We start from the raw sequence: 25,755 nt of genomic DNA, 5'->3' as shown, positions 1-25,755 counted from the left end.
AGTGCCGGTCGATCGGGTAGCCCGATTTCGCATTTTTGGTCCGTAAAGGCAGTCGACGCGCTGCTTTTACCGGCTGGCTTGGCGTTTGCGCCAAAAATCGCTATAATCGCGGAGTCGCTGGGCGTACGGATTCAATGTGCGGCTCAGGTGCGACCACCAGTAAGAAGATGGGCGTTCCGCCCATTTTTTTTTGCTGAAACGGTTAGGCATCTCGGGTAGCGCTTCCTGCGCCGGCTAAGGCGCGCGCCCGCGGGTGAATCGCGAGCGGCGGGCGCGAACACCTGAGAGGACACTGTGCAACTGACGGAACTGATAGAAACCACGGTCACCGGGCTCGGCTACGAGCTGGTGGAACTCGAGCGCACCGGGCGCGGCATGCTTTGCATCTATATCGATCAGCCTGCCGGCATCTCGCTCGATGACTGCGAAAAGGTTACGCGTCAGCTCCAGCACGTCTTGACGGTCGAAAATATCGATTACGAACGGCTCGAAGTCTCGTCCCCGGGGCTCGACCGCCCGTTGAAGAAGCTGGCCGACTTCGAGCGCTTCGCCGGCAGCGAAGTTTCCGTGACCTTGAAAAAGCCGCTGGACGGGCGCAAGACGTACCGGGGCATTCTGCACGCGCCGAATGGCGAAACGATCGGTTTGGAATTTGAGGGGAAGAAGGGCGAGGCAGCCATGCTGGATTTCACGCTGGCCGATATCGACAAAGCCCGCCTGATTCCGCAAGTTGACTTTAGGAGCCGCAAATAATGAGTCGCGAAGTGTTGATGCTGGTGGATGCGCTGGCGCGCGAGAAAAACGTCGACAAGGATGTGGTGCTGGGCGCCCTCGAGGCTGCGCTCGCGTCCGCTTCCAAGAAGCTGTTCGACGAAGGCGCCGAAATCCGCGTCCATATCGATCGCGAAAGCGGCGAGCACGAAACCTTCCGTCGCTGGCTCGTCGTGCCCGACGAGGCAGGCTTGCAGGAGCCGGATCGCGAGATCCTGCTGTTCGAAGCACGTGAGCAGAAGCCCGACGTCGAAGTCGGCGAGTATGTCGAGGAACCCGTTCCGTCGATCGAGTTCGGTCGCATCGGCGCGCAGGCCGCGAAGCAGGTCATCCTGCAGAAGGTGCGCGACGCGGAGCGCGAGCAGATCCTGAACGACTACCTCGAGCGTGGCGAAAAGATCATGACGGGTACGGTGAAGCGCCTCGACAAGGGCAACTTCATCGTCGAATCGGGCCGCGTCGAGGCGCTGCTGCGCCGCGATCAGCTGATCCCGAAGGAAAACCTGCGCGTGGGCGATCGCGTGCGTGCGTACATCGCGAAGGTCGACCGCACCGCGCGCGGCCCGCAGATCGAGCTGTCGCGTACGGCGCCCGAATTCCTGATGAAGCTGTTCGAGATGGAAGTGCCGGAAATCGAACAGGGCCTGCTCGAGATCAAGGCGGCTGCCCGCGACCCGGGCGTGCGCGCGAAGATCGGCGTCATCGCATACGACAAGCGGATCGATCCGATCGGCACCTGCGTCGGCATCCGCGGTTCGCGCGTGCAGGCCGTGCGCAACGAGCTCGGTGGCGAAAACATCGACATCGTGCTATGGTCGGAAGATCCCGCCCAGTTCGTGATCGGCGCGCTCGCGCCGGCAGCCGTCCAGTCGATCGTCGTCGATGAAGAAAAGCATTCGATGGACGTCGTCGTCGACGAGAACGAACTGGCTGTCGCGATCGGCCGCAGCGGTCAGAACGTTCGCCTTGCCGGCGAACTGACCGGCTGGCAGATCAACATCATGACGCCGGACGAATCCGCCCTGAAGCAGGGTGAAGAGCGCGACCGGCTGCGTGCACTGTTCATGGCGCGCCTCGACGTCGACGAAGAAGTTGCCGACATCCTGATCGACGAAGGCTTCACGAGCCTCGAAGAGATCGCGTACGTGCCGCTCAACGAAATGCTCGAAATCGAAGCGTTCGACGAGGACACCGTGCACGAACTGCGCAACCGCGCACGCGACGCGCTGTTGACGATGGCCATCGCGAACGAAGAAAAGGTCGAGAACGCAGCGCTGGATCTCAAGAGCCTCGACGGCATCACGCCGGAGCTGCTCGCGAAGCTGGCCGAACACGCCGTGCAGACGCGCGACGATCTCGCCGAGCTGGCTGTAGATGAACTGGTCGACATGACCGGGATGGAAGAGGATGCCGCTAAGGCGTTGATCATGAAAGCACGTGAACACTGGTTCCAGTGAGAAATGACCATGGCGCACTGATTTGATGGCGGCCGTATGGCCTGACCCGATGCTAACCGCAAGGAATCGGTCCTTGCACTAAGAGGAATGAATGGCGAGTAACAACGTAGCCCAATTTGCCGCGGAACTGAAAATGCCTGCTGGTGTGCTGCTCGAACAGCTGCAGGCAGCGGGCGTCCAGAAAGCGAGTGAAGACGATGCGCTGTCCGAAGCGGACAAGGCGCGTCTGCTCGATCATTTGCGCAAGTCACACGGCGCAACCGACGGCGACAAGCGCAAGATCACGCTGACCCGCAAGCATACGTCGGAGATCAAGCAATCTGACGCGACGGGCAAGGCTCGCACCATTCAGGTCGAGGTTCGCAAGAAGCGTACGTTCGTCAAGCGCGACGACGTGAGCGAAGGTGCGGAACAGGGTCAGGCGCAGGTCGCCGAAGCGGACGACGATGCGGAACTGAAGCGTCGCGAGGAAGAAGCGCGCCGCGAGGCCGAGCTGCTCGAGAAGCAGGCGCAGGAGCTGCGCGAGCGTCAGGAACGCCTCGAACGCGAGGAAGCCGAGCGTCGCGCCCGCGAGGAAGCGGCCGAGGCCGAGCGTCGTCGCGCCGAGGAAGAAGCCGCTGCGAAGCGTGCCGCGGCGGAAGCCGCCGCAGCGCAGCAGGCGGCAGCCCAGCAGGCCGCCGCCGAGCAGGAAACCGCGCCGACGCAGTCCGCGCAGGACGAGGCACGCGCAGCCGCCGAACGTGCGGCGCAGCGCGAAGCGGCGAAGAAGGCCGAGGACGCTGCCCGCGAGGCGGCCGACAAGGCGCGCGCCGAGCAGGAAGAGATCAGCAAGCGTCGCGCGGCGGCGGAAGCCGAAGCGCGTGCGATCCGCGAAATGATGAACACGCCGCGCAAGGCCGTGGTCAAGGCAGTCGAGCCGCCGAAGCCGGCGGAACCGGCGAAGCCGGCCGAAGCGAAGGGCACGCTGCACAAGCCGGCGAAGCCGGAAGGTGCGCAGGCGCGTCCGGCCGTGAAGAAGCCGGCCGGCGCCGCGGCACCGGCCACGACGCAAGCGCCGGCAGGCGCGGGCGACCGCAACAAGAAGCCGGGCGCAGGCAAGGGCGGCTGGCAGGACGACGCGTCGAAGCGTCGCGGCATCAAGACGCGCGGCGACTCGAGCGGCGGCGTCGACCGCGGCTGGCGCGGCGGCCCGAAGGGTCGCGGCCGTCACCAGGACAGCGCATCGTCGTTCCAGGCGCCGACCGAACCGATCGTCCGTGAAGTGCACGTGCCGGAAACCGTGTCGGTTGCCGATCTCGCGCACAAGATGTCGATCAAGGCCTCCGAAGTCATCAAGGTGATGATGAAGATGGGCCAGATGGTCACGATCAACCAGGTGCTGGACCAGGAAACGGCGATGATCATCGTCGAGGAACTGGGCCACCGCGCGGTCGCCGCGAAGCTGGACGATCCGGAAGCGCTGCTCGTCGAAGGCGAAACCGGTACCGATGCGGAGCAACTGCCGCGTCCGCCGGTCGTCACGGTGATGGGTCACGTCGACCACGGCAAAACCTCGCTGCTCGACCACATCCGCCGCGCGAAGGTTGCCGCGGGCGAAGCGGGCGGCATCACGCAGCACATCGGCGCTTATCACGTCGACACGCCGCGTGGCGTCATCACGTTCCTCGATACGCCGGGTCACGAAGCGTTCACGGCAATGCGTGCACGCGGCGCGAAGGCGACCGACATCGTGGTGCTGGTGGTGGCGGCCGACGACGGCGTGATGCCGCAGACGAAGGAAGCGATCGCCCACGCGAAGGCGGGTGGCGTGCCGATCGTCGTCGCGATCAACAAGATCGACAAGCCGGAAGCGAACCCGGATCGCGTCAAGCAGGAGCTGGTCGCGGAAGGCGTCGTGCCGGAAGAATACGGTGGCGATTCGCCGTTCGTGCCGGTGTCGGCCAAGACGGGCGCAGGGATCGACGATCTGCTCGAGAACGTGCTGCTGCAGGCCGAAGTGCTGGAACTGAAGGCACCGGTCGAGGCGCCGGCCAAGGGCATCGTGATCGAAGCGAAGCTCGACAAGGGTAAAGGCCCGGTCGCGACGATCCTGGTGCAGTCCGGTACGCTGAACCGCGGCGACATCGTGCTGGCCGGTACGGCTTACGGCCGCGTCCGTGCGATGCTCGACGAGAACGGCAAGCCGACGAAGGAAGCCGGTCCGTCGATCCCGGTCGAAATCCAGGGTCTGTCGGAAGTGCCGGGTGCGGGCGAGGAAGTGATCGTGCTGCCGGACGAGCGCAAGGCGCGCGAAATCGCGCTGTTCCGTCAAGGCAAGTTCCGCGACGTGAAGCTCGCGAAGCAGCAGGCCGCGAAGCTGGAAAGCATGCTCGAGCAGATGGGCGAAGGCGAAGTGCAGAACCTGCCGCTCATCATCAAGGCAGACGTGCAGGGTTCGCAGGAAGCGCTCGTGCAGTCGCTGCTCAAGCTGTCGACCGACGAAGTGCGCGTGCAGATCGTGCACAGCGCGGTCGGTGGCATCAGCGAAAACGACGTCAACCTCGCGACGGCATCGAAGGCGGTCATCATCGGCTTCAACACGCGTGCGGATGCTCAGGCACGCAAGCTGGCCGAAGCGAACGGCATCGATATCCGCTACTACAACATCATCTACGACGCAGTGGATGAGGTGAAGGCGGCGATGTCGGGCATGCTGGCGCCGGAGAAGCGCGAAGTCATCACCGGCATGGTCGAGGTGCGCCAGGTCTTCAAGGTACCGAAGGTCGGCACGGTCGCAGGCTGTATGGTCACGGACGGTATCGTCAAGCGCTCGTCGTCGGTGCGCGTGCTGCGCAACAACGTCGTGATCTTCACGGGCGAACTCGAATCGCTGAAGCGTTTCAAGGACGACGTGAAGGAAGTGAAGCAAGGCTTCGAGTGCGGTATGTCGGTGAAGAACTTCAACGACATCATCGAAGGCGACCAGTTCGAAGTCTTCGAAGTGACCGAAGTCGCGCGGACGCTGTAATCGTCGCGTAATCGGCTCATGGGCGGGGCAGGCTTGGGCCTGTCCCGCCCATTTTCATGGTGGCGTGCCGAACATGGCCGCCGCTTCATCCTGATAAACGGATCACGGATCGATCATGTCCAGGAAACGTACTTCCCCCAATCGCAACGTTCAGATCGCCGACCAGATTCAGCGCGATCTGTCCGAACTCATCATGCGCGAGGTCAAGGATCCGCGCATCGGCATCGTAACCATCCAGAGCGTGGAACTCACGCCGGACTATGCGCACGCGAAGGTCTACTTCACGGCGCTCACCGGCGATCCGGACAAGACGCAGGAGGCGCTGAACCATGCGTCGGGCCACCTGCACAACCTGCTGTTCAAGCGCCTGCACATTCATACGGTGCCGACGCTGCATTTCCACTACGACCAGACGATCGAGAAGGCCGTCGAAATGTCGCGCCTGATCAAGGAAGCAAATTCGACGCGCGCGAAGGACGACGACGAGGCCGGCGCGCCTGCCAAGGACGATTGAGCTCGACCGGCCTATGACGAATGCAGCACCCCAACGTCCGCGCGTGCCCCGGCGCGTGCTGGACGGCGTTCTCCTGCTCGACAAGCCGGTCGGCCTGTCGAGCAACGATGCGTTGATTCGCGCAAAGCGCCTGCTTCTCGCGAAGAAAGCCGGTCACACCGGCACGCTCGATCCGCTGGCTTCTGGCCTGTTGCCGCTGTGCTTCGGCGAGGCGACGAAGTTCTCGCAGGACTTGCTCGACGCCGACAAGACGTATGAAGCGACGATGCGTCTCGGCCAGCGCACGGCCACCGGTGACGCGGAAGGCGACGTGATCGACACGCGGCCGGTCGAATGCGATCGTGCGGCGGTGGAAGCCGCGCTCGTGCGCTTCACCGGCGACATCGTGCAGGTGCCGCCGATGTATTCGGCGCTCAAGCGCGACGGCAAGCCGCTGTACGAATATGCGCGGGCCGGCCAGACCGTCGAGCGGGAAGGCCGCAACGTGACGATTCATGCGCTCGATCTGCTCGCCTGCGAGCTGCCCGACGTGACGTTTCGCGTGACCTGCAGCAAGGGCACGTATGTGCGCACGCTGGCGGAGGATATCGGCGAGGCGCTGGGTTGCGGCGCGCATCTGACGATGCTGCGTCGCACGGGCGTCGGCGCGCTGACGCTCGAGCATGCGGTGACGCTCGATGCGCTGTCGGACGCTGCCGAAGCGGCGCGCGATGCATGGCTGCAGCCGGTCGATGCGTTGCTGTCGACGTTCCCGGCCATTCGGCTCGACGACGCGTCCGCGAAGCGGTTCCTGCATGGTCAGCGCCTGCCGCTGTCGGCGCTGGAGCCGATCGACGCGGCCGATGGCGAGCGCGTGCGTGTGTATGACGCGACGCGGTTGCTCGGCGTGGCGCGCAAGGCGAATGGCGTGCTCGCCCCGGAACGGCTGGTCGTGACGGCGCAATGATGTAGTCGTGCACGCAAGTGCATGCAGCGGCATGAAAAAGCCCGGTCGATTTCGACCGGGCTTTTTGTTTGGCGTGACCGCGCAGGGATGCGGCGTGCCGGTAGCGCTCAGTGCGCCGCCGACGCCGCCGCACCGGCATCGCCACCGCCCGCGCGTTCGGGCTTGGTGATCCAGATCAGTGCGATCAGCAGCACGAAGATGACCGCCGAGATGTAGAACAGGTCGTTCACGCCGAGCTGCGCGGCCTGTTGCGTGGCCATGTTGTTGATCAGTCCGTGTGCCTGGTTCTGCGACAGCCCGAGATTGCCCATCTGCGTGACGGCCTGGTTGAACGTCGGGTTGTACGGGTTCGCCTGCTCGACCAGTTGCGCGTGATGGAAGTTGTTGCGGTGGTCCCATGCGGTCTGGAAGATCGACGTGCCGATGCCGCCGCACATGATCCGCACGAAGTTCGACAGGCCGGACGCCGCGGGAATGCGGTGGCCGGGCAGGCCGGACAACGTGATCGACACGAGCGGGATGAAGAAGCCCGCCATCGCGATGCCCTGCACGAGCGTCGGCAGCGTCAGCGACCATTCGTCGACGCCCGTCGTATATCGCGAACGCATCCAGAAGCACAGCGCAAACGTCAGGAACGACGCCGTCGAGATGAAGCGCGGATCGGTGCGTGGCAGATACTTCCCGGTGAGGGGCGACAACAGGATGGCGAACAACCCGACCGGCGCCATCACGAGGCCGGCGTCGGTCGCGGTGTAGCCGATTTGCGTCTGCAGCCACAGCGGTAACAGCACGAGATTACCGAAGTACAGGCCGTACCCGATCGACAGCGCGACCGTGCCGCCGGTGAAGTTCCGGATGCGGAACAGCGACAGGTCGACGACCGGGTGCTCGGCGGTCAGCTCCCAGATCACGAAGAACGCGAACGCGATGACAGCGGTCAGCGCGAGCACGACGATGGTCGTCGACGCGAACCAATCGAGATCCTTGCCCTTGTCGAGCATGATCTGCAGCGAGCCGACCCAGACGACCAGCAGCGCGAGGCCCACGCCGTCGATCGGCGCGCGGCGCACGGCCGACTCCCGATTACGGTAGATCGCCCACGTCGCGGCGGCGGCGGCGATGCCGACCGGGATGTTGACGTAGAAGATCCACGGCCACGAATAGTTGTCGGAGATCCAGCCACCGAGAATCGGACCCGCGACGGGCGCGATCAGCGTCGTCATCGCCCATAGCGCGAGCGCCATCGGCGCCTTCGCGCGCGGATAACTCGACAGCAGGAGCGCTTGCGACAGCGGAATCATCGGGCCGGCGACCGCGCCCTGGAGCACGCGCGAGCCGAGCAGGAACGGCAGGTTCGGTGACAGCCCGCACATCCACGACGAGATCACGAACAGGATGATCGACGCGAGGAACAGGCGAACCTGCCCGAAACGGTCGGTCAGCCAGCCGGTCAGCGGCACCGAGATTGCGTTCGCGACCGCGAACGACGTGATGACCCACGTGCCCTGGTCGGACGACACGCCGAGGTCGCCCGAGATGGTCGGGATCGCGACGTTCGCGATGGACGTGTCGAGCACGTTCATGAACACCGCGAGCGACACCGCGATCGTGCCGAGCACGAGTTGCCCGCCCTGCAAGGGCGGGTGGGAGACAGGAGCCTGTGCCATGTCGGTTGTCTTTCCGGAGTCGGAACGGTTACATCATTTTCGCGGCGCTGTTCTGCTTCGCCGCGACCGGCGCCGACGCGTTGCCGCCTGCGTTCTCGGCGATGATGCGCGCGATTTCGGCGTCGGCTTCGTCGCCGTATTTCGCGAACACGTTGGTCTCGTAGACGGTGTTCGGCGCGTTGACGAGCTGGTCGCCGCGTTCGTCCTTGATGTCCACGTCGACCTGCATCGACAGGCCGATGCGCAGCGGATGCTTGTCGAGATCCTTCGGATCGAGTTCGATCCGCACCGGCAGGCGCTGCACGACCTTGATCCAGTTGCCGGTCGCGTTTTGCGCCGGCAGCAGCGAGAACGCCGAGCCCGTGCCGGCCGAGAAACCGACGACCTTGCCGTGGTACGTGACCGACGAACCGTAGATGTCGGCCGTCATTTCGACCGGCTGGCCGATGCGCATGTGCTTTAGCTGGACTTCCTTGAAGTTCGCGTCGACCCACACGGCATTCAGCGGCACCACCGACATCAGCGGGTTGCCGGGCGACACGCGCTGGCCGACCTGCACCGAGCGCTTCGCGACGTAGCCGGTGACCGGCGCCGGCAGCACGTTACGTGCGTTCGCGAGGTATGCGTCGCGCACCTTCGCGGCGGCGGCCATCACGTTCGGATGCGATGCGATCGTCGTGTTCGCGGTCAATGCGCGATTCGATGCGAGCTGCTGCTGCGCGGCGTCGACCGATGCCTGCGCGGCCTTCACCGCGTCGCGGGCGTGCGAGATTTCTTCCTGCGACACGGCGCCCGTTTGCGCGACGGCCAGGCGGCGACGCAGGTCGTCCTGGGCCTTCGACAGGTCGGACTGGCGCAGCGCGACTTGCGCGCGGTACTGGTCGTCGTTGACGAACAGGCCGCGCACCTGGCGTACCGTCTGCGCGAGGTTGGCTTCCGCCTGCTGCAGCGCGACCTGCGAATCGGCCGGGTCGAGCACGACCAGCGGGTCGCCGGCCTTGACCGTCTGCGTGTCGTCCGCCTTCACGGCGATCACGGTGCCGGTGACCTGCGGCGTGATCTGCACGACGTTGCCGTTCACGTAGGCATCGTCGGTGTCTTCATGGAAGCGCGCGACGAGGAAGTAGTACAGGCCGTATGCGATGGCCGCGATCACGATGACCGCGACGAGTAGCGTCATCATTCGTTTGCGCTTGCCGTTGTTCTGCGGCTGCGCGCTGGCGGCGTTTTGTTGGTCGCTCATGGCGATTTTCTCCGTCCGTTATTTCGAGTGTCTGCGTAGTGGTGGCGCCGGCTCAGTTGGCGGCCTGTTTGGTCGGCGTGGCGGCATCGGGCGCGGCGAGCGGCGTGCCGGTCGCGTCGAACCCGCCGCCGAGCGCCTTGATCAGGGCGAGCTGCATGTCGCGGCGACGCATCTTCAGATTGGTCACCGTCTGTTCCGCTGCGAGGCGGTTGCTGTCCGCCGTCAGCACCTGCAGTTGCGGCGACAGGCCGGCCTTGTAGCGGATGACCGCGAGATCGTACGCGCGCGTCGACGCGTCGAGCGCACGCTGCGCGTCGCCCATCTGGCGATCGATCGCACGGATCGACGCGACCTGCGTGGCGACGTCGTTCAGCGCGCTGATCAGCGTCTGGTTGTAGTTCGCGACCGACAGGTCGAAGTCCGCGTAGCGGCCCTTGAGCTGCGCGCGCAGCGCGCCGGCATCGAAGATCGGCAGGTGGATCGCCGGGCCGAACTGCGCCTGGCGGCTCGCGAAGTTCAGGAATTTGCCCCAGCCGAACGCATCGAAGCCGAAGCCGGCCGCGAGGTTCACGTCGGGGTAGAACTCGGCCTTCGCTTCCTTCACGTCGTGCATCGCGGCTTCGACCTGCCAGCGCGCGGCGACGATGTCGGGGCGGCGCGAGACGAGGTCGGCCGGCAGGTTGCCGGGCAGCGTGACGTTGCCGCTCGGGTTCATCACGGGCGCCGCGATCTGCAGCCCGCGATCCGGACCCTTGCCGAGCAGCGCGGCAAGCTGGTAGCGCACCGTCGTGATCTGGCCGTCGAGGTCCGACAGCGAAGCCTGGGTCGTCGCGATGTTGCCGCGCGCCGTCTGGCGTTCGACGTTGGTGTCGAGGCCGGCGGATACGCGGCCGTCGGTGATCTTGCCGACCGTCTCGCGGTTGGTGATCTCGCGTTGCGCGATGTCGCGCAGTGCGTAGAGCTGCGCGAGCGAGTTGTAGGTGCGCGCGACCGACGACGCGAGTGTGATGCGCGCCTGCTGCATGTCGGCTTCGGCCGCTTTTTCCTGCGATACGGCCGTGTGCAGGCGTTCGCGGTTCTTGCCCCACAGATCGAGTTCCCACGACGCGCTCGCGAGCGCGTTGTTCTCGCTGTACCACTGGCCGCCGTACGGGGGCGGGAACAGCCCGTTCGCTGAATACAGCTCGCGTGTCCACGAATAGCTGGCTTCGGCCTTCGGCATCAGGTTCGAGCGCGACGATTCGATGTACGACGAGGCCTTCGCGATGCGCGCCTGCGCCTGCGCGATCGACGGGTTGCCCTGCAGTGCTTCGTCGATCAGCTTCGGCAGTTGCGGATCGCCGAACTGGCTGGCCCAGTCGAGCGCCGGCCACTGGCCGCCCTGGGCCGGCAGGCTCTGGGTGGATTCGAATTGCGACGCGGGGGCGATCTGCTTGTCGCTCTTGATGCCGATGTAATTCGCGCAGCCCGCCAGCGCCAGCGCGGCGACCGCGGCGGCGACGGCGGCGCGGCACGACCCGGCGCGCACGGACAACGGGGAGGTTTTCATCGCGCTAACCCCTGACTCGGAATGAATGATGGACACTGCAAGGATTTCCTTACATTAATCTGTCAAAAGTAATTGTTATGGCAACTATTACGTGATGCTACCGCCGGCCGTCTCGCAATAGTTGCTGAGAATGCGGCGCAGCATGCTCTTCAGGAACCCGACTTCTTCCGGCGTAAACCCGTCCAGCACCTGGTCGAGCACGCTGCGGAAAATCGGCGGCAGCCGTTCGGCGAGCGCACGGCCTTCGTCGGTGAGCTCGAGCCGCACGACGCGCCTGTCCTCGACGCTGCGCACGCGCGACAGCAGGCCGCGTTTCTCGACCCGGTCGAGCAGGCGCGTGACCGCGCTTGCGTCGATCCCGTATTCGCGCGCGAGTTCGGCGGCCGTCGAGCACTTGCCGACCGCGATCATGAACAACATGCTCGCCTGCGTGCCCGTGATGCCGAGCTCTTCCTGCGTGCGTTGCGTGACGAGGTTGGTCATCACGGACTTCACGCGCGACATCAGATAACCGACGCTGTCGTTCATCTGGTAAGAAGACAGCGGCGAAACGGGCGGTGGGGTAGGAGAATCCGACATAAAACCCTGAAGCTGCAATAGTTGACTAGGCAGCAGTATAGGCACAATTGCTTGCCGCGGCAAATGTTAATCGAACGGCAAAACGCGCGCTTTGTCCGGCGAGAGCCCCTTGTCGGGATAAGGTTTTTTCGGTCATTCGATGGCGGCGCGCCGGGCGGTCGACCGGTTCGGGAAGGGCGGCGGTGGCGCCCGTTTTGTTGCGTTGCACCGTGCGGGTCAGCTGTCGACACGCGCACGTGCTATAATTTGTGGCTTTCCAAGCTGCAACAGCGCGCGCCCGTGAAAACGAGCGCGCGCGTTTGCGCGTTCAAACGATTTCCAGGTTTCTATGACCCGCGCCCTTCGCAATATCGCCATCATCGCTCACGTCGACCACGGCAAGACGACGCTCGTCGACCAACTGCTTCGCCAGTCCGGCACCTTCCGCGACAACCAGCAAGTCGCCGAGCGTGTGATGGACTCGAACGACATCGAAAAGGAACGCGGGATCACGATTCTCGCGAAGAACTGCGCGGTCGAATACGAAGGCACGCACGTCAACATCGTCGACACCCCGGGGCACGCGGACTTCGGCGGCGAAGTCGAGCGCGTGCTGTCGATGGTCGACTCGGTGCTGCTGCTCGTCGACGCGGTCGAGGGCCCGATGCCGCAGACGCGCTTCGTCACGAAGAAGGCGCTCGCGCTCGGCCTGAAGCCGATCGTCGTCGTCAACAAGATCGACCGCCCGGGCGCGCGGATCGACTGGGTGATCAACCAGACCTTCGACCTGTTCGACAAGCTCGGCGCGACCGAGGAGCAGCTCGACTTTCCGATCGTCTACGCGTCGGGCCTGAACGGCTACGCGTCGCTCGACCCGGCGGCCCGCGAAGGCGACATGCGTCCGCTGTTCGAGGCGATCCTCGAGCACGTGCCGGTTCGCCCGGCCGATCCGGAAGCGCCGTTGCAGCTCCAGATCACGTCGCTCGACTATTCGACGTACGTCGGCCGGATCGGCGTCGGCCGCATCACGCGCGGTCGCATCAAGCCGGGCCAGCCGGTCGTGATGCGCTTCGGCCCGGAAGGCGACGTGCTGAACCGCAAGATCAACCAGGTGCTGTCTTTCAAGGGCCTGGAGCGCGTGCAGGTCGAGTCGGCCGAAGCGGGCGACATCGTGCTGATCAACGGTATTGAAGACGTCGGCATCGGCGCGACGATCTGCGCGGTCGACACGCCGGAAGCGCTGCCGATGATCACCGTCGACGAACCGACGCTGACGATGAACTTCCTCGTCAACTCGTCGCCGCTCGCCGGCCGCGAAGGCAAGTTCGTGACGAGCCGCCAGATCCGCGACCGCCTGATGAAGGAGCTGAACCACAACGTCGCGCTGCGCGTGAAGGATACCGGCGACGAAACGGTGTTCGAAGTGTCGGGTCGCGGCGAGCTGCACCTGACGATTCTCGTCGAGAACATGCGCCGCGAAGGCTACGAGCTGGCCGTGTCGCGTCCCCGCGTCGTGATGCAGGAAATCGACGGCGTGCGTCACGAGCCGTACGAGCTGCTGACGGTCGACGTCGAGGACGAACACCAGGGCGGCGTGATGGAAGAGCTCGGCCGCCGCAAGGGCGAAATGCTCGACATGGCGTCGGACGGCCGCGGCCGCACGCGTCTGGAATACAAGATCTCTGCGCGTGGCCTGATCGGCTTCCAGAGCGAATTCCTGACGCTCACGCGCGGCACGGGCCTGATGAGCCACATCTTCGACTCGTATGCGCCGGTCAAGGACGGTTCGGTCTTCGAACGTCGCAACGGCGTGCTGATCTCGCAGGACGACGGCGCGGCGGTTGCCTACGCGCTGTGGAAGCTGCAGGATCGCGGCCGCATGTTCGTGAAGCCGGGCGACGCGCTGTATGAGGGCATGATCATCGGCATCCACAGCCGCGACAACGACCTCGTCGTGAACCCGATCAAGGGCAAGCAGCTGACCAACGTGCGTGCGTCGGGTACCGACGAAGCCGTGCGTCTCGTGCCGCCGGTCCAGATGTCGCTGGAATACGCGGTCGAATTCATCGACGACGACGAGCTCGTCGAAGTGACGCCGCAGTCGATCCGCCTGCGCAAGCGCTTCCTGAAGGAACACGAACGTCGCCGCGCGAGCCGCGAAGGCGCGGTCGACTGAGCATCGGCCGTTCCCGACACGACGAAAAAGGCTGCCTTCGGGCAGCCTTTTTTGCATCCGCGCGTCGGGCAACCGGATTGCCTGCAAAACACTGTTCCCGCAGGTCGCGGCAATCCGGCAAAACCCCGCCGCGCGGTGCTTTCAGGCACATTTCGCCGTGAACTCCGGTATCGGTTCTGTGATATGCTGCGCGCACGCAAGTTTTAGGTCCTTCCAAGCAAGACTTGATTCGCAATCCGCTAAACGGTCAGGCCGTGTCGCGGAAGGTTGAGTAACCCGCTATTTCTCGAGAAGCTCGAAGAAAGGTGAGCGTAAAATGTCAGATGTAATGAAGCAGTTTCAGCTGAACTCCTATCTGTTCGGCGGCAATGCTTCGTACGTTGAAGAACTGTACGATGCATACCTCAACAATCCGGCGTCGGTGCCGGAGAACTGGCGAGAGTATTTCGACGCGCTGCAGAACGTGCCTGCAACGGACGGCTCCAACGCCAATGACGTTGCGCATTTCCCGATCGTCGAATCGTTCGCCGAGCGTGCTAAGGCCAATGCCTTCATCCCGCGCGAAAGCACCAGCAATCTCGCGACCGCACGCAAGCAGGTGCACGTCCAGTCGCTGATCAGCGCCTACCGCTTCCTCGGCTCGCAATGGGCCAATCTCGATCCGCTGAAGCGCCGCGAACGCCCGGCCATTCCCGAGCTCGAACCCGCGTTCTACGACTTCTCCGAAGGCGACCTCGACCAGACCTACAGCGCAAGCAACCTGTACTTCGGCTTCGACCAGGCTTCGCTGCGCGACATCGTCAAGGGTCTGCGCGACACGTACTGCGGCACGATCGGCGCCGAGTACATGTACATCAGTGATCCGGAACAGAAGCGCTGGTGGCAGGAGCGCCTGGAGTCGACCCGCGCGACGCCGTCGTTCTCGATCGACAAGAAGAAGCACATCCTGAATCGCCTGACGGCCGCCGAAGGCCTCGAGCGCTACCTGCACACCAAGTACGTCGGCCAGAAGCGCTTCTCGCTCGAAGGCGGCGAGAGCTTCATCGCGGCGATGGACGAAGTCGTCCAGCACGCGGGCAAGAGCGGCGTGCAGGAAATCATCATCGGCATGGCTCACCGCGGCCGTCTGAACGTGCTGGTCAACACGCTGGGCAAGATGCCGGCCGACCTGTTCGCCGAATTCGAAGGCAAGCACGTCGACGACCTGCCGGCCGGTGACGTCAAGTACCACAAGGGCTTCTCGTCGGACGTGTCGACGGAAGGCGGCCCGGTCCACCTGTCGCTCGCGTTCAACCCGTCGCACCTCGAAATCGTGAACCCGGTGGTCGAAGGTTCCGCGAAGGCGCGGATGGACCGTCGCGGTGACGAAGACGGCCTGCAAGTGCTGCCGGTGCAGATCCACGGTGACGCGGCCTTCGCTGGCCAGGGCGTCGTGATGGAAACGCTGAACCTCGCGCAGACGCGCGGTTACGGCACGCACGGCACGCTGCACATCGTCATCAACAACCAGATCGGCTTCACGACGTCCGACCCGCGCGATGCGCGTTCGACGCTGTACTGTACCGACGTCGTCAAGATGATCGAAGCGCCGGTGCTGCACGTGAACGGCGACGATCCGGAAGCCGTCGTGCTCGCGATCCAGATCGCGATCGACTACCGGATGCAGTTCCACAAGGATGTCGTGATCGACATCGTCTGCTTCCGCAAGCTGGGTCACAACGAGCAGGACACGCCGGCGGTCACGCAGCCGCTGATGTACAAGAAGATCGCGCAGCACCCGGGCACCCGTGCGCTGTACGCCGAGAAGCTCGTGCAGCAGGGCGTGATCACCGCCGAAGACGCCGACAACTACGTGAAGGCGTACCGCAAGGCGATGGACGACGGCCACCACACCGTCGATCCGGTCCTGTCGAACTACAAGAGCAAGTACGCGGTCGACTGGGTTCCGTTCCTGAACCGCAAGTGGACGGACGCAGCCGATACGGCCGTGCCGCTCGCCGAACTGAAGCGCCTGGGCGAACGCATCACGACCGTCCCGGAAAACTTCAAGGTCCACCCGCTCGTCGAGCGCGTGATCAACGACCGCCGCAACATGGCGCGCGGCGACCAGCCGCTCGACTGGGGCATGGGCGAACACCTCGCATTCGCGTCGCTCGTCGCATCGGGCTACTCGGTGCGCCTGACGGGCCAGGACTCGGGCCGCGGCACGTTCACGCACCGTCACGCGGTGCTGCACGACCAGAACCGCGAGCGCTGGAACGACGGCACGTACGTGCCGCTGCAGAACATCGCCGAAGGTCAGGCGAAGTTCACGGTGATCGACTCGGTGCTGTCGGAAGAAGCGGTGCTGGGCTTCGAGTACGGTTACTCGACCGCCGAGCCGAACACGCTCGTGCTGTGGGAAGCGCAGTTCGGCGACTTCGTCAACGGCGCGCAGGTCGTGATCGACCAGTTCATCTCGTCGGGCGAAGTGAAGTGGGGCCGCGTGTCGGGTCTCACGATGCTGCTGCCGCACGGCTACGAAGGCCAGGGTCCGGAACACTCGTCGACGCGTATCGAGCGTTTCCTGCAACTGTGCGCTGACCACAACATGCAGGTCGTTCAGCCGACGACGCCGGCGCAGATCTTCCACCTGCTGCGTCGCCAGATGATCCGCCTGTTCCGCAAGCCGCTGATCGTCGCCACGCCGAAGTCGCTGCTGCGTCACAAGGAAGCCGTGTCGGACCTGTCCGAACTGGCGAAGGGGTCGTTCCAGCCGGTGCTGGGCGAAACCGACGGCGGCATCGACGCGAAGAAGGTCAAGCGCGTGCTGGTATGCTCGGGCCGCGTGTATTACGACCTCGTTGCACATCGCCGCGAAGCGAAGGCGAACGACGTCGCGATCATCCGGATCGAGCAGCTGTATCCGTTCGCGCACAAGCAGTTCGAAGCCGAAATGAAGAAGTACGAGAACGCGACTGAAGTGGTCTGGGTGCAGGACGAGCCGCAGAACCAGGGCCCCTGGTTCTACGTCGAGCACCATCTGAAGGAAGGCATGAAGGAAGGGCAGAAGCTGGCATACAGCGGCCGTCCGGCTTCGGCCTCGCCGGCGGTTGGCTACTACGCGAAGCACTACGAGCAGCAGAAGGCCCTGATCGAAGGGGCATTTGGCCGCCTGAAGAGCGCATCGATCGCGAAATAACCGACGTCAAGCGAAACGGGAAGGCGCGCGGCGCTTTCCCGTCCCTTTTGGCCCGCCGGGCGCGTAGCGCGCCGCTCCGGCCGAAGGAATCGCACGAACCTCGTCACACCCCAGATTAAGCATCCAGGAAAATCACATGGCTATCGTAGAAGTCAAAGTCCCCCAGCTGTCGGAGTCGGTGTCGGAAGCCACCATGCTGCAGTGGAAGAAGAAGCCGGGCGAAGCAGTCGCGCAGGATGAAATCCTGATCGAACTCGAGACCGACAAGGTCGTCCTCGAAGTACCGGCACCGGCAGCGGGCGTGCTCGCGCAAGTGCTGCAGAACGACGGCGACACGGTCGTGGCCGACCAGATCATCGCGACGATCGACACCGAAGCGAAGGCAGGTGCTGCCGAAGCAGCGGCAGGCGCCGCCGAAGTCAAGCCGGCCGCCGCGCCGGCTGCCGCCGCACCGGCCGCTCAGCCGGCCGCCGCAACCGCATCGAGCTCGGCCGCCGCATCGCCGGCCGCAGCGAAGCTGCTGGCCGAGAAGGGCCTGTCGACGGGCGACGTCGCAGGTTCGGGCCGCGACGGCCGCGTCACGAAGGGCGACGCGCTGGCTGCAGGCAGCGCACCGAAGGCCGCTCCGGCCGCCGCACCGGCGAAGACCGCCGCTGCGAAGCCGTCGCTGCCGGAAGTGAAGGTGCCGGCGTCGGCCGCGACGTGGCTGAACGATCGTCCGGAACAGCGCGTGCCGATGTCGCGTCTGCGTGCGCGTATCGCCGAGCGTCTGCTCGAATCGCAGCAGACCAACGCGATCCTGACGACGTTCAACGAAGTGAACATGGCTCCGGTCATGGAACTGCGCAACAAGTACAAGGACAAGTTCGAGAAGGAACATGGCGTGAAGCTCGGCTTCATGTCGTTCTTCGTGAAGGCCGCCGTCCATGCGCTGAAGAAATTCCCGCTCGTGAACGCGTCGATCGACGGTAACGACATCGTCTATCACGGCTACTTCGACATCGGTATCGCGGTCGGTTCGCCGCGCGGCCTGGTCGTGCCGATCCTGCGCAACGCGGATCAACTGAGCCTCGCCGAGATCGAGAAGAAGATCGCCGAATTCGGCCAGAAGGCGAAGGACGGCAAGCTGTCGATCGAGGAAATGACGGGCGGTACGTTCTCGATCTCGAACGGCGGCGTGTTCGGCTCGATGCTGTCGACCCCGATCATCAACCCGCCGCAGTCGGCCATCCTCGGCGTGCACGCGACGAAGGAGCGCCCGGTCGTCGAGAACGGCCAGATCGTGATCCGCCCGATCAACTACCTCGCGCTGTCGTACGACCACCGCATCATCGACGGCCGCGAAGCCGTGCTGTCGCTCGTCGCGATGAAGGATGCGCTGGAAGATCCGGCACGCCTGCTGCTCGACCTGTAAGCCGAGTCTCACTGCATCGACCCGTTCCGCAGGGTCGCGCTCACACGCGAACCTGCGGGCGTACAAGTAGAAAGGATTGTCATGTCCAAGGAATTTGACGTCGTCGTGATCGGCGCCGGCCCCGGCGGCTACATCGCCGCGATTCGCGCCGCGCAGCTCGGCAAGACCGTTGCCTGTATCGAGAAGTGGAAGAACCCGGCCGGCGCGCTGAAGCTCGGCGGCACCTGCCTGAACGTCGGCTGCATCCCGTCGAAGGCGCTGCTCGCGTCGTCGGAAGAGTTCGAGAACACGTCGCATCACCTGGCCGACCACGGCATCACCGTCGACGGCGTGAAGATCGACGTCGCGAAGATGCTCGGCCGCAAGGACGCGATCGTCGAGAAGATGACGAGCGGGATCGAGTTCCTGTTCAAGAAGAACAAGATCACCTGGCTGAAGGGCCATGGCAAGTTCACCGGCAAGACCGACGCCGGCGTGCAGATCGAAGTGAGCGGCGAGGGTGAAACCGAAGTCGTCACCGCGAAGAACGTGATCATCGCGACGGGTTCGAAGGCGCGTCACCTGCCGAACATTCCGGTCGACAACAAGATCGTGTCGGACAACGAAGGTGCGCTGACGTTCGACTCGGTGCCGAAGAAGCTCGCCGTGATCGGCGCAGGCGTGATCGGCCTCGAGCTCGGCTCGGTGTGGCGTCGCCTCGGCGCCGACGTGACGGTGCTCGAAGCGCTGCCGGCATTCCTCGGCGCAGCCGACGAAGCGCTCGCGAAGGAAGCGGCCAAGCTGTTCAAGAAGCAAGGCCTCGACATCCATCTCGGCGTGAAGATCGGTGAAGTGAAGACGACCGCGAACGGCGTGTCGATCGCCTACACGGACAAGGACGGCAACGCGCAGACGCTCGACGCCGACCGCCTGATCGTGTCGGTCGGCCGCGTGCCGAACACCGATAACCTCGGCCTCGAGGCGATCGGCCTGAAGGCGAACGAGCGTGGCTTCATCGACGTGGACGACCATTGCCGCACGGCGGTGCCGAACGTGTACGCGATCGGCGACGTGGTGCGCGGCCCGATGCTCGCGCACAAGGCGGAAGACGAAGGCGTGCTGGTCGCGGAAGTGATCGACGGCCAGAAGCCGCACATCGACTACAACTGCATTCCGTGGGTGATCTACACGTACCCGGAAATCGCATGGGTCGGCAAGACGGAGCAGCAGCTGAAGGCGGAAGGCCGCGAGATCAAGACGGGCAAGTTCCCGTTCTCGATCAACGGTCGCGCGCTCGGCATGAACGCGCCGGACGGTTTCGTGAAGATGATCGCGGATGCGAAGACCGACGAATTGCTCGGTGTGCACGTGATCGCCGCGAACGCGTCGGACCTGATCGCGGAAGCCGTGGTGGCGATGGAATTCAAGGCGGCGTCGGAAGACATCGCCCGCATCTGCCATCCGCACCCGTCGATGTCGGAAGTGATGCGCGAAGCGGCGCTCGCCGTCGACAAGCGCTCGCTGAACAGCTGAGCACGGGGTAGCGCCTGCCGGCCGTCGGCCGGCGCAGCCGTCTCATGACGAAGGCGGGCGGGGTTTCCCGCTCGCCTTCGTTCTTTCCGGTTTGCCCGATGAACGTCACCGAATACTACACGCGCGAACTGACCACGCGCGGCTATCAGTCCGATCCCGCGCAGCGCGCGGCCGTCGATCGCCTGCAGCGCTGTTTCGACGAATGGGTCGAATACAAGGCGCGCCGCTCGAACGCTTTCAAGAAGCTCATCAATCATCCGGATCTTCCGCGCGGCGTCTACATGTGGGGCGGTGTCGGTCGCGGCAAGAGCTTCCTGATGGACAGCTTCTACGCAGTCGTACCCGTGCAGCGCAAGACGCGCCTGCATTTCCACGAATTCATGCGCGAAGTGCACCGCGAGCTCGAGGAGCTGAAAGGGCAGGCCGATCCGCTCGACGAACTCGCGCGACGCATCGCGAAGCGTTACCGGCTGATCTGTTTCGACGAGTTTCACGTGTCGGACATCGCCGACGCGATGATCCTGTACCGCCTGCTCGATCGCCTGTTCAACAACGGCGTGCAGTTCGTGATGACGTCGAATTACGATCCCGACGATCTGTATCCGGACGGTCTGCATCGCGACCGCATGCTGCCGGCGATCGCGCTGATCAAGGAAAAGCTCGACGTGCTCAACGTCGATGCGGGGGTCGACTATCGCCAGCGCACGCTCGCGCAGGTGAAGATGTATCACACGCCGCTCGGCGCGGAGGCCGATCGCGAACTGCGCCATGCATTCGGCAAGCTCGCGGCGGTGCCCGACGAGAGCCCGATCCTGCATATCGAGAAACGCGAATTGAAGGCGCTGCGCAAGGCGGACGGCGTCGTGTGGTTCGATTTCGCGACGCTGTGCGGCGGCCCGCGTTCGCAGAACGACTACCTGGAACTGGCGAGCCGCTTCCATGCGATCGTGCTGTCCGAGGTGCCGCAGATGTCGCCGCGGATGGCATCCGAAGCGCGCCGCTTCACGTGGCTCATCGACGTGCTGTACGACCACAAGGTCAAGCTGCTGATGTCCGCTGCGGTGCCGGCCGAGGAGTTGTACGTCGAAGGCCCGATGGCCAACGAATTCGCGCGTACGGTCTCGCGCATCGTCGAGATGCAGTCGAAGGAGTATCTCGAAACACCGCGCCGCATCGTCGATACGTCGTTGACCTGAGCGGATGGTGAGCTTGGTAATTGGCGGGATTTAAACGTCAATTTCGGTTAAATTCTGCCGATCTCCGGGTATTTTCGGATTTGTCTTATATTCATCGTTGAGGTGAGCCGATATTGTGGTGTCATGGTTATTAAGGCTGGAGATGTCCATGACCCCGTATCGCGATTTGACCGACCACGAATGGCGCTGCGTCGCGCCGCTTCTGCCCGAAATGCAACCGCGCACCGAGTTGCGCGGCCGGCCGTTAGCCAATACGCGGGCCGTGCTGAACGGCGTGCTCTGGGTGATCTACAGTGGCGCAACATGGTCGGCCATGCCGCGCCGTTACCCGTCGTATCAAACATGCCATCGCCGCTTCAAGGTGTGGCACGAAACGGGTACGCTGATGAACGTGATGCGTGAGCTTTATGGCGACGCCGGCATGAATCTGTGCAATGAACTGTCCGCGCGGATGCGCAAGCACACGCAATCGAAGGCGGCGGAGGCGCGTAGCAACGCAGCGCCCGCGTATCGTGCACCGGGTAGCTATGCAGTGGATGCGATGAAGCACGCGGCGTGATGCCGTCGCGTTTCGTTGTGCGCGCACCAAAAGAAATCGGCCTGGCGACGTCGTCGCAGGCCGATTTCTTCATTGAGCCGCGCGTTTCGGCGCGTACGGCGTTATTGCTGGCGAACCCAGGTCTGCGAACGACCGAGCAGCGACACGCCGATGTAGCCGCGCACCACGAGCTTCTGGCCGCCGTCTTCGAGCGTCATCTTGCACTTGTAGACCTTGCCGTTCTCCGGGTCGAGAATGTTGCCGCCGTCCCAGTGGTCGCCGTCCTTCTTCATCGCCTTGATGATCGTCATGCCCTTGATGAGCTGATCCTTGCGCTCGTCGGTGCACGCGGTGCAGCGGCGATCGGGCGTATCGTTCGCGCCGAGGCCCTTGACGACCTTACCCGTCAGCGAGCCGTCGCCATCTTCGGCGATCTGTACGAGTGCCTTCGGTTGATGGGTGTTGTCGTCGATCGTCTGCCACATGCCGATGGGGCTATCGGCTTGCGCGAACGTGGGGGCTGCGCACGCGAGCAGGGCGCCGGCAATGGCGATTGCACGCAACGGGCGGGTCAGTTGAATCATTGTCATCCTCCTTGTTTTGCATGTCTGTTCGATTCGCCCGCACGACCGTCTGCATGGGGCGGGCATGTTGCGAGCTTCGCCAGAATACGTGAAACCGCGCGCCACGTTTGATAGAGGGGACTCTAATCGAAACAGCCCGCGTGACGCGGGCTGTTTCGTGACTTGGGTGGCCGATCAGTTGAGCTGATAGGAGAACGCCGCATTGATCCGAGGGCTACGCGATGCGCTTTCGACCGGTGCGTCGCCCACCGGTTTGGCGACGTTCAGGTCGAGACTGTAGTAACGGCTGTCCGTGAGCCGCACGCCGATGCCGACCGACGACATGCGGTTCGGCGATGGCGTGCCCGAGTGCAGATACACGCGCGCCATGTCGTATGCGATGTACGGCGTGATCGATTTCAGATACGTCCAGCCCGGCGTGAAGCCGCGGTTGACCTCCAGCGACATCCCCCAGCCCGAGTCGCCCGATGTCTCGCCCGGCTGGTAGCCGAGCGCGTAACGGGTCGAGCCGAACGAGATCTGTTCGGACGTCGGCAGCGAGTCGGGGCTGTATTGCCCGGTCAGCGAGACCGACGTGCCGATCCGGAACGGCCATTCGTTCGTCTGCGTGAAGGTCGCGCCGGTGCGCACGAAGGTCAGCGAGATCGGGCTGTCCACCGAGGTCGTGGTCGTGCCGACGGTGATGTCCTGCGCTTTCGATGCGCCGAGGATGTTGAAGCCTTTCGCGACGTTGACGCTCAGCTTCTGTACCTGTTTCGGCTGGACGCTCGTGTAGTCGAGCTGCATCTGCAGCACGCGGACCTGCGAGCGCGTATCGAGACTCGCACCGTTGATCTGGTTCTGGTAGCGGTCCTCGTTGTGCGACGCATAGCCCGACACGGTGCCGAGCAGGCTGCGCTGGTTGTTCAACAGCAACGGATAGGAAGCCGAAAGACCGAGTTTTTCGTTCTTCACCGTACGTTCGACGTACGACGGCAGCCCGGGGTTGTCGGTCGGCTTGCCGCGATACGTGCTGGCGTCGAGGCGCGTGATCAGGCCGCTGCTGCCGACGGGCACCGCGCCGCTGAACGCGAAATAGGTTTGCTTGTCGCGTCCCGGCGGCGCGAGCGCCGAGATGCTCAACTGCTCGCCGAACCGCGTCAGGCCGTTTTCGGTCGCGGTGATGAGGCCCTGCACGCCGGGGTGGTTGAAGTCGATACCCGTGCTGACGTTGAACGGCTTGCGATCGACCGCGAGCTCGAGCGTCGTCGCGCCGTCGGTGGTCTGCGGCGGCGGGACATTCGCCTTCACCGTGAGGCCGGGCAGCAGGCCGAACGTGTTCACGTAACGCTCGAACGTCGCGCGGCGCAGCGGGCGATCGGCCGTGATGTGCGCGGCAATCGCGCGAATCTTCGGTTCCATCGCGCCGGGCTTGCCGGTGACCTTGACGTCCGACACATAGCCTTCGACCACCGTGATGCGCACGACGCCGTTCTCGAACGTTTGCGCGGGGACGAACGCGAACGACAGCGCGTAGCCGCGTTCCTGGTACAGCGTCGTCACGCCGTTGGCGGTTTCGATCAGTTCGCCGATCGTGATGTCCTTGCCGACGAGCGGTGTGAAGCGGCGCGTGATTTCTTCGAACGGTATCGACTTCACGCCTTCGACCTGGAACGTCTTCGGCGTCAGGTGCCGCGACAGCAGCTCCTGCAATTGCGGCGCCTGCGGCGCGACCTGCACGGTGACGTTCGGGCCCGTCTTCGGCGCGTTGATCTGGGGAAGGGAGTCGAGCGGGTTACCGCCGACGCGCGTTTGTGCCTGTGCCGTACCTGCTGCCGCGATGGCGAGCAGCATCATCCATCTGTCGAGTCTGGATTTCATTGTTCTTCCTCGTAGGCCTTGCTTTTCGTCTTCTTTGTAATGCCGGCGCGCGACACCGGGGTGTCGCGCGCCGCGTGCCGCAATGCCGGTTGTGTTTGTACGGCCGCGCCATTCGCTCCGGCTGCGATGACGCGACCGTCCTCCTTACTTGCCAACGCTACCCAGCGTACCCAGCAACCCCGTGACCGGTGCCAGCAGGCCCGTCGAACCGCTGCTCGACGATGCCGTACCCGACACGCTGCCGACCAGCGACGTGACCGGCGCGAGCGGGCTCGCCCCCCCGGACCCTGCCGCACCGCCAACTGCTCCGGTGACAGTATTCAGCAAACCGGTGACGGGCGCGAGAGGGTTTGCACTGCCTGCGCCACCCGTGGCGCCGCCGAGCGTGCCCGTGACCGTCGACACGAGATTCGTGACGGGTGCGAGCGGGCCGCTGCTGCCGCCTGCTGCGCCACCCAGTGCGCCGGTCACCGTGGAAACCAGGCCGGTCACCGGCGCGAGCGGGCCGCTGCCCGAGCCGCCTGCTGCGCCGCCGAGCGCGCCCGTGAGCGAGCCGAGCGGCGTCGAGCCCAGACCCGACAACAAGCCGCCGAGCGGGTTCGTCGAACCGGAACCTGACGACGAGCCGTTCTGGACGGTTGCCGTCGAGCCGCCGACGAGGCTCGTGATCAGGCCGGGGATCGGCGCCGCGCCATTCGGGCCGTTCGGATTGACGAGGCCGCCCGCGTTGGTCACGGTGTTGCCGACTGCCGTCACGAGCTGGCCGACGTCGCCGACGAGCGGCTGGCTCGACGTGCCGCCGACCTGCTTGCCGGCCGAGCTGATCGCGCCGCCGATCTGGCCGAGCAGGCCCGAGACGGGTTGGCCGAGGCCGGTCGTCGTGCCGACCTGCTGCGTGACCTGGCCGGCGGTGATCACGAGCGGCGTGATCGCCGAGCTGATCGGTTGCGTGACCTGCTGCACGGCGCCCGACGACAGCGTCGAGCCGATCGTCGTGCCGGCGGCCGTCAGGCCGTTGGCGACCGTGTCGAGCACGGTGCCGACCGGCGTCGTGACCGGCGCGAGCGGGGCCAGCGGGCCCGTGCCCAGCGCCTTGACCGTCGAGCTCAGGCCGGACACCGTGTTGCTGGTCGCACCGACGACGTTGCCGAGACCGGCCACCGTGGTGCCGACCGGGTCCTTGGTCGAACCGATCTGTCCCAGCCCGTTGCTCACCGCATCGGCTGCCGCACCGACGATCGTGCCGGTGCTGGACAGCGTGCTGCCGATACCCTTCGGCACGCCGTCGCCGAGGCCCGGCAGGCTGATGTTGCCGACCGTGCTGCCGAGGTCGGTGGCCGTCTGGCCGACCGTGCTGATGACACCCTTGGTGCCGGTCGACGAGCCGCTGGTGCCGCTCGTCCCGGACGTGCCGCTCGTGCTCGGATTGTTGTTGTCGTTGCTGCTGGTCGGCGGCGAGCTGACGCCGCCACCGCCGCAGGCGGCCAGCAGGCACGCCGCGGCGAAGGCGGTGAGGGGCGCGCGCCAATGGCGCAGGGCGACCGTCGGGAGGGAACGTTGCTGGGACATGATGGACTCCTCG

General features: G+C 64.7%; 18 protein-coding genes. 11 read left to right on the top strand and 7 right to left on the bottom strand.

Annotated features, from left to right (window positions below; translation table 11 throughout):
• Positions 1–294 precede the first annotated feature (294 nt).
• The 5 genes from rimP to truB all read left to right on the top strand — a co-directional run bounded on the left by rimP (position 295) and on the right by truB (position 6,695).
• Positions 295–753, top strand: a complete 459-nt coding sequence (gene rimP / locus DFS13_RS32700; protein ID WP_006490686.1) for a ribosome maturation factor RimP — start codon at positions 295–297, stop codon at positions 751–753.
• Positions 753–2,228 (top strand): transcription termination factor NusA, encoded by a 1,476-nt coding sequence (nusA, locus tag DFS13_RS32695; protein WP_006495348.1) that lies wholly within the window; start codon positions 753–755, stop codon positions 2,226–2,228. Before rimP ends, nusA begins: the two co-directional genes overlap by 1 nt.
• A 91-nt stretch (positions 2,229–2,319) precedes the next feature.
• Positions 2,320–5,235, top strand: a complete 2,916-nt coding sequence (infB, locus tag DFS13_RS32690) for a translation initiation factor IF-2 (protein WP_006495347.1) — start codon at positions 2,320–2,322, stop codon at positions 5,233–5,235.
• A 115-nt stretch (positions 5,236–5,350) separates the two neighbouring features.
• Positions 5,351–5,749 carry a 30S ribosome-binding factor RbfA gene (gene rbfA, locus DFS13_RS32685; protein WP_006490681.1) on the top strand — a complete coding sequence of 133 codons (399 nt, stop codon included), beginning with the start codon at positions 5,351–5,353 and terminating at the stop codon, positions 5,747–5,749.
• Between the two features lie 13 nt (positions 5,750–5,762).
• Positions 5,763–6,695 (top strand): tRNA pseudouridine(55) synthase TruB, encoded by a 933-nt coding sequence (gene truB / locus DFS13_RS32680; RefSeq protein WP_034200655.1) that lies wholly within the window; start codon positions 5,763–5,765, stop codon positions 6,693–6,695.
• Positions 6,696–6,802: 107 nt separating this feature from the next.
• Here truB and DFS13_RS32675 read toward each other — a convergent pair whose 3' ends face one another.
• The 4 genes from DFS13_RS32675 to DFS13_RS32660 form a co-directional block, all read right to left on the bottom strand.
• Positions 6,803–8,362, bottom strand: a complete 1,560-nt coding sequence (locus tag DFS13_RS32675; protein ID WP_012492561.1) for a DHA2 family efflux MFS transporter permease subunit — start codon at positions 8,360–8,362, stop codon at positions 6,803–6,805.
• 28 nt (positions 8,363–8,390) lie between these two features.
• On the bottom strand, positions 8,391–9,605 hold the full coding sequence (locus DFS13_RS32670) for an HlyD family secretion protein (protein WP_006490688.1): 1,215 nt from the start codon (positions 9,603–9,605) through the stop codon (positions 8,391–8,393).
• A gap of 52 nt (positions 9,606–9,657) precedes the next feature.
• Positions 9,658–11,154 (bottom strand): efflux transporter outer membrane subunit, encoded by a 1,497-nt coding sequence (locus tag DFS13_RS32665; protein ID WP_034200654.1) that lies wholly within the window; start codon positions 11,152–11,154, stop codon positions 9,658–9,660.
• Positions 11,155–11,241: 87 nt separating this feature from the next.
• Positions 11,242–11,733 carry a MarR family winged helix-turn-helix transcriptional regulator gene (locus DFS13_RS32660; RefSeq protein ID WP_034178626.1) on the bottom strand — a complete coding sequence of 164 codons (492 nt, stop codon included), beginning with the start codon at positions 11,731–11,733 and terminating at the stop codon, positions 11,242–11,244.
• A 328-nt stretch (positions 11,734–12,061) separates the two neighbouring features.
• Between DFS13_RS32660 and typA the strand changes: the two genes are divergently transcribed.
• The 6 genes from typA to DFS13_RS32625 all read left to right on the top strand — a co-directional run bounded on the left by typA (position 12,062) and on the right by DFS13_RS32625 (position 21,750).
• A complete protein-coding gene (typA, locus tag DFS13_RS32650) occupies positions 12,062–13,888 on the top strand; it encodes a translational GTPase TypA (protein WP_006490690.1) in 1,827 nt (608 codons plus the stop codon).
• A 316-nt stretch (positions 13,889–14,204) separates the two neighbouring features.
• Positions 14,205–17,069 carry a 2-oxoglutarate dehydrogenase E1 component gene (locus DFS13_RS32645; protein ID WP_006495342.1) on the top strand — a complete coding sequence of 955 codons (2,865 nt, stop codon included), beginning with the start codon at positions 14,205–14,207 and terminating at the stop codon, positions 17,067–17,069.
• A gap of 136 nt (positions 17,070–17,205) precedes the next feature.
• The gene (gene odhB, locus DFS13_RS32640; RefSeq protein WP_006493538.1) at positions 17,206–18,483 is read left to right on the top strand and encodes a 2-oxoglutarate dehydrogenase complex dihydrolipoyllysine-residue succinyltransferase; all 1,278 of its coding nucleotides are present in this window, start codon (positions 17,206–17,208) and stop codon (positions 18,481–18,483) included.
• 81 nt (positions 18,484–18,564) lie between these two features.
• A complete protein-coding gene (gene lpdA, locus DFS13_RS32635) occupies positions 18,565–19,995 on the top strand; it encodes a dihydrolipoyl dehydrogenase (RefSeq protein ID WP_006483484.1) in 1,431 nt (476 codons plus the stop codon).
• A 98-nt stretch (positions 19,996–20,093) separates the two neighbouring features.
• A complete protein-coding gene (zapE, locus tag DFS13_RS32630) occupies positions 20,094–21,191 on the top strand; it encodes a cell division protein ZapE (protein ID WP_012492563.1) in 1,098 nt (365 codons plus the stop codon).
• 148 nt (positions 21,192–21,339) lie between these two features.
• Positions 21,340–21,750: a transposase gene (locus DFS13_RS32625; protein WP_166677910.1), complete on the top strand. Its 411-nt coding sequence runs from the start codon at positions 21,340–21,342 to the stop codon at positions 21,748–21,750.
• Between the two features lie 101 nt (positions 21,751–21,851).
• Here DFS13_RS32625 and DFS13_RS32620 read toward each other — a convergent pair whose 3' ends face one another.
• The 3 genes from DFS13_RS32620 to DFS13_RS32610 all read right to left on the bottom strand — a co-directional run bounded on the left by DFS13_RS32620 (position 21,852) and on the right by DFS13_RS32610 (position 25,742).
• Entirely contained in the window at positions 21,852–22,313 is a 462-nt protein-coding gene (locus DFS13_RS32620; protein ID WP_006483501.1) for a DUF2147 domain-containing protein, read from the bottom strand.
• A 174-nt stretch (positions 22,314–22,487) separates the two neighbouring features.
• Complete coding sequence (locus DFS13_RS32615; RefSeq protein ID WP_006495336.1) at positions 22,488–24,173, bottom strand: ShlB/FhaC/HecB family hemolysin secretion/activation protein; 1,686 nt, start codon at positions 24,171–24,173, stop codon at positions 22,488–22,490.
• Positions 24,174–24,317: 144 nt separating this feature from the next.
• The gene (locus DFS13_RS32610) at positions 24,318–25,742 is read right to left on the bottom strand and encodes a collagen-like triple helix repeat-containing protein (RefSeq protein ID WP_034200652.1); all 1,425 of its coding nucleotides are present in this window, start codon (positions 25,740–25,742) and stop codon (positions 24,318–24,320) included.
• Between the last annotated feature and the right edge of the window lie 13 nt (positions 25,743–25,755).

The sequence above is a fragment of the Burkholderia sp. 28_3 genome, assembly GCF_003253915.1.
Lineage (GTDB): Bacteria > Pseudomonadota > Gammaproteobacteria > Burkholderiales > Burkholderiaceae > Burkholderia > Burkholderia cenocepacia.
Note: the sequence above shows the minus strand (reverse complement) of the source record. Positions and strands in the feature narration are given on the sequence as shown.

Bases quoted from the DNA above. Each gene is read 5' to 3' on its own strand.
- DFS13_RS32625 (WP_166677910.1), top strand. From the start codon at position 21,340: ATGACCCCGTATCGCGATTTGACCGACCACGAATGGCGCTGCGTCGCG.
- odhB (WP_006493538.1), top strand. From the start codon at position 17,206: ATGGCTATCGTAGAAGTCAAAGTCCCCCAGCTGTCGGAGTCGGTGTCG.
- infB (WP_006495347.1), top strand. From the start codon at position 2,320: ATGGCGAGTAACAACGTAGCCCAATTTGCCGCGGAACTGAAAATGCCT.
- DFS13_RS32615 (WP_006495336.1), bottom strand. From the start codon at position 24,173: ATGAAATCCAGACTCGACAGATGGATGATGCTGCTCGCCATCGCGGCA.
- DFS13_RS32620 (WP_006483501.1), bottom strand. From the start codon at position 22,313: ATGATTCAACTGACCCGCCCGTTGCGTGCAATCGCCATTGCCGGCGCC.
- lpdA (WP_006483484.1), top strand. From the start codon at position 18,565: ATGTCCAAGGAATTTGACGTCGTCGTGATCGGCGCCGGCCCCGGCGGC.
- DFS13_RS32660 (WP_034178626.1), bottom strand. From the start codon at position 11,733: ATGTCGGATTCTCCTACCCCACCGCCCGTTTCGCCGCTGTCTTCTTAC.
- zapE (WP_012492563.1), top strand. From the start codon at position 20,094: ATGAACGTCACCGAATACTACACGCGCGAACTGACCACGCGCGGCTAT.
- typA (WP_006490690.1), top strand. From the start codon at position 12,062: ATGACCCGCGCCCTTCGCAATATCGCCATCATCGCTCACGTCGACCAC.
- rbfA (WP_006490681.1), top strand. From the start codon at position 5,351: ATGTCCAGGAAACGTACTTCCCCCAATCGCAACGTTCAGATCGCCGAC.
- nusA (WP_006495348.1), top strand. From the start codon at position 753: ATGAGTCGCGAAGTGTTGATGCTGGTGGATGCGCTGGCGCGCGAGAAA.
- DFS13_RS32675 (WP_012492561.1), bottom strand. From the start codon at position 8,362: ATGGCACAGGCTCCTGTCTCCCACCCGCCCTTGCAGGGCGGGCAACTC.
- truB (WP_034200655.1), top strand. From the start codon at position 5,763: ATGACGAATGCAGCACCCCAACGTCCGCGCGTGCCCCGGCGCGTGCTG.
- DFS13_RS32645 (WP_006495342.1), top strand. From the start codon at position 14,205: ATGTCAGATGTAATGAAGCAGTTTCAGCTGAACTCCTATCTGTTCGGC.
- DFS13_RS32665 (WP_034200654.1), bottom strand. From the start codon at position 11,154: ATGAAAACCTCCCCGTTGTCCGTGCGCGCCGGGTCGTGCCGCGCCGCC.
- DFS13_RS32610 (WP_034200652.1), bottom strand. From the start codon at position 25,742: ATGTCCCAGCAACGTTCCCTCCCGACGGTCGCCCTGCGCCATTGGCGC.
- DFS13_RS32670 (WP_006490688.1), bottom strand. From the start codon at position 9,605: ATGAGCGACCAACAAAACGCCGCCAGCGCGCAGCCGCAGAACAACGGC.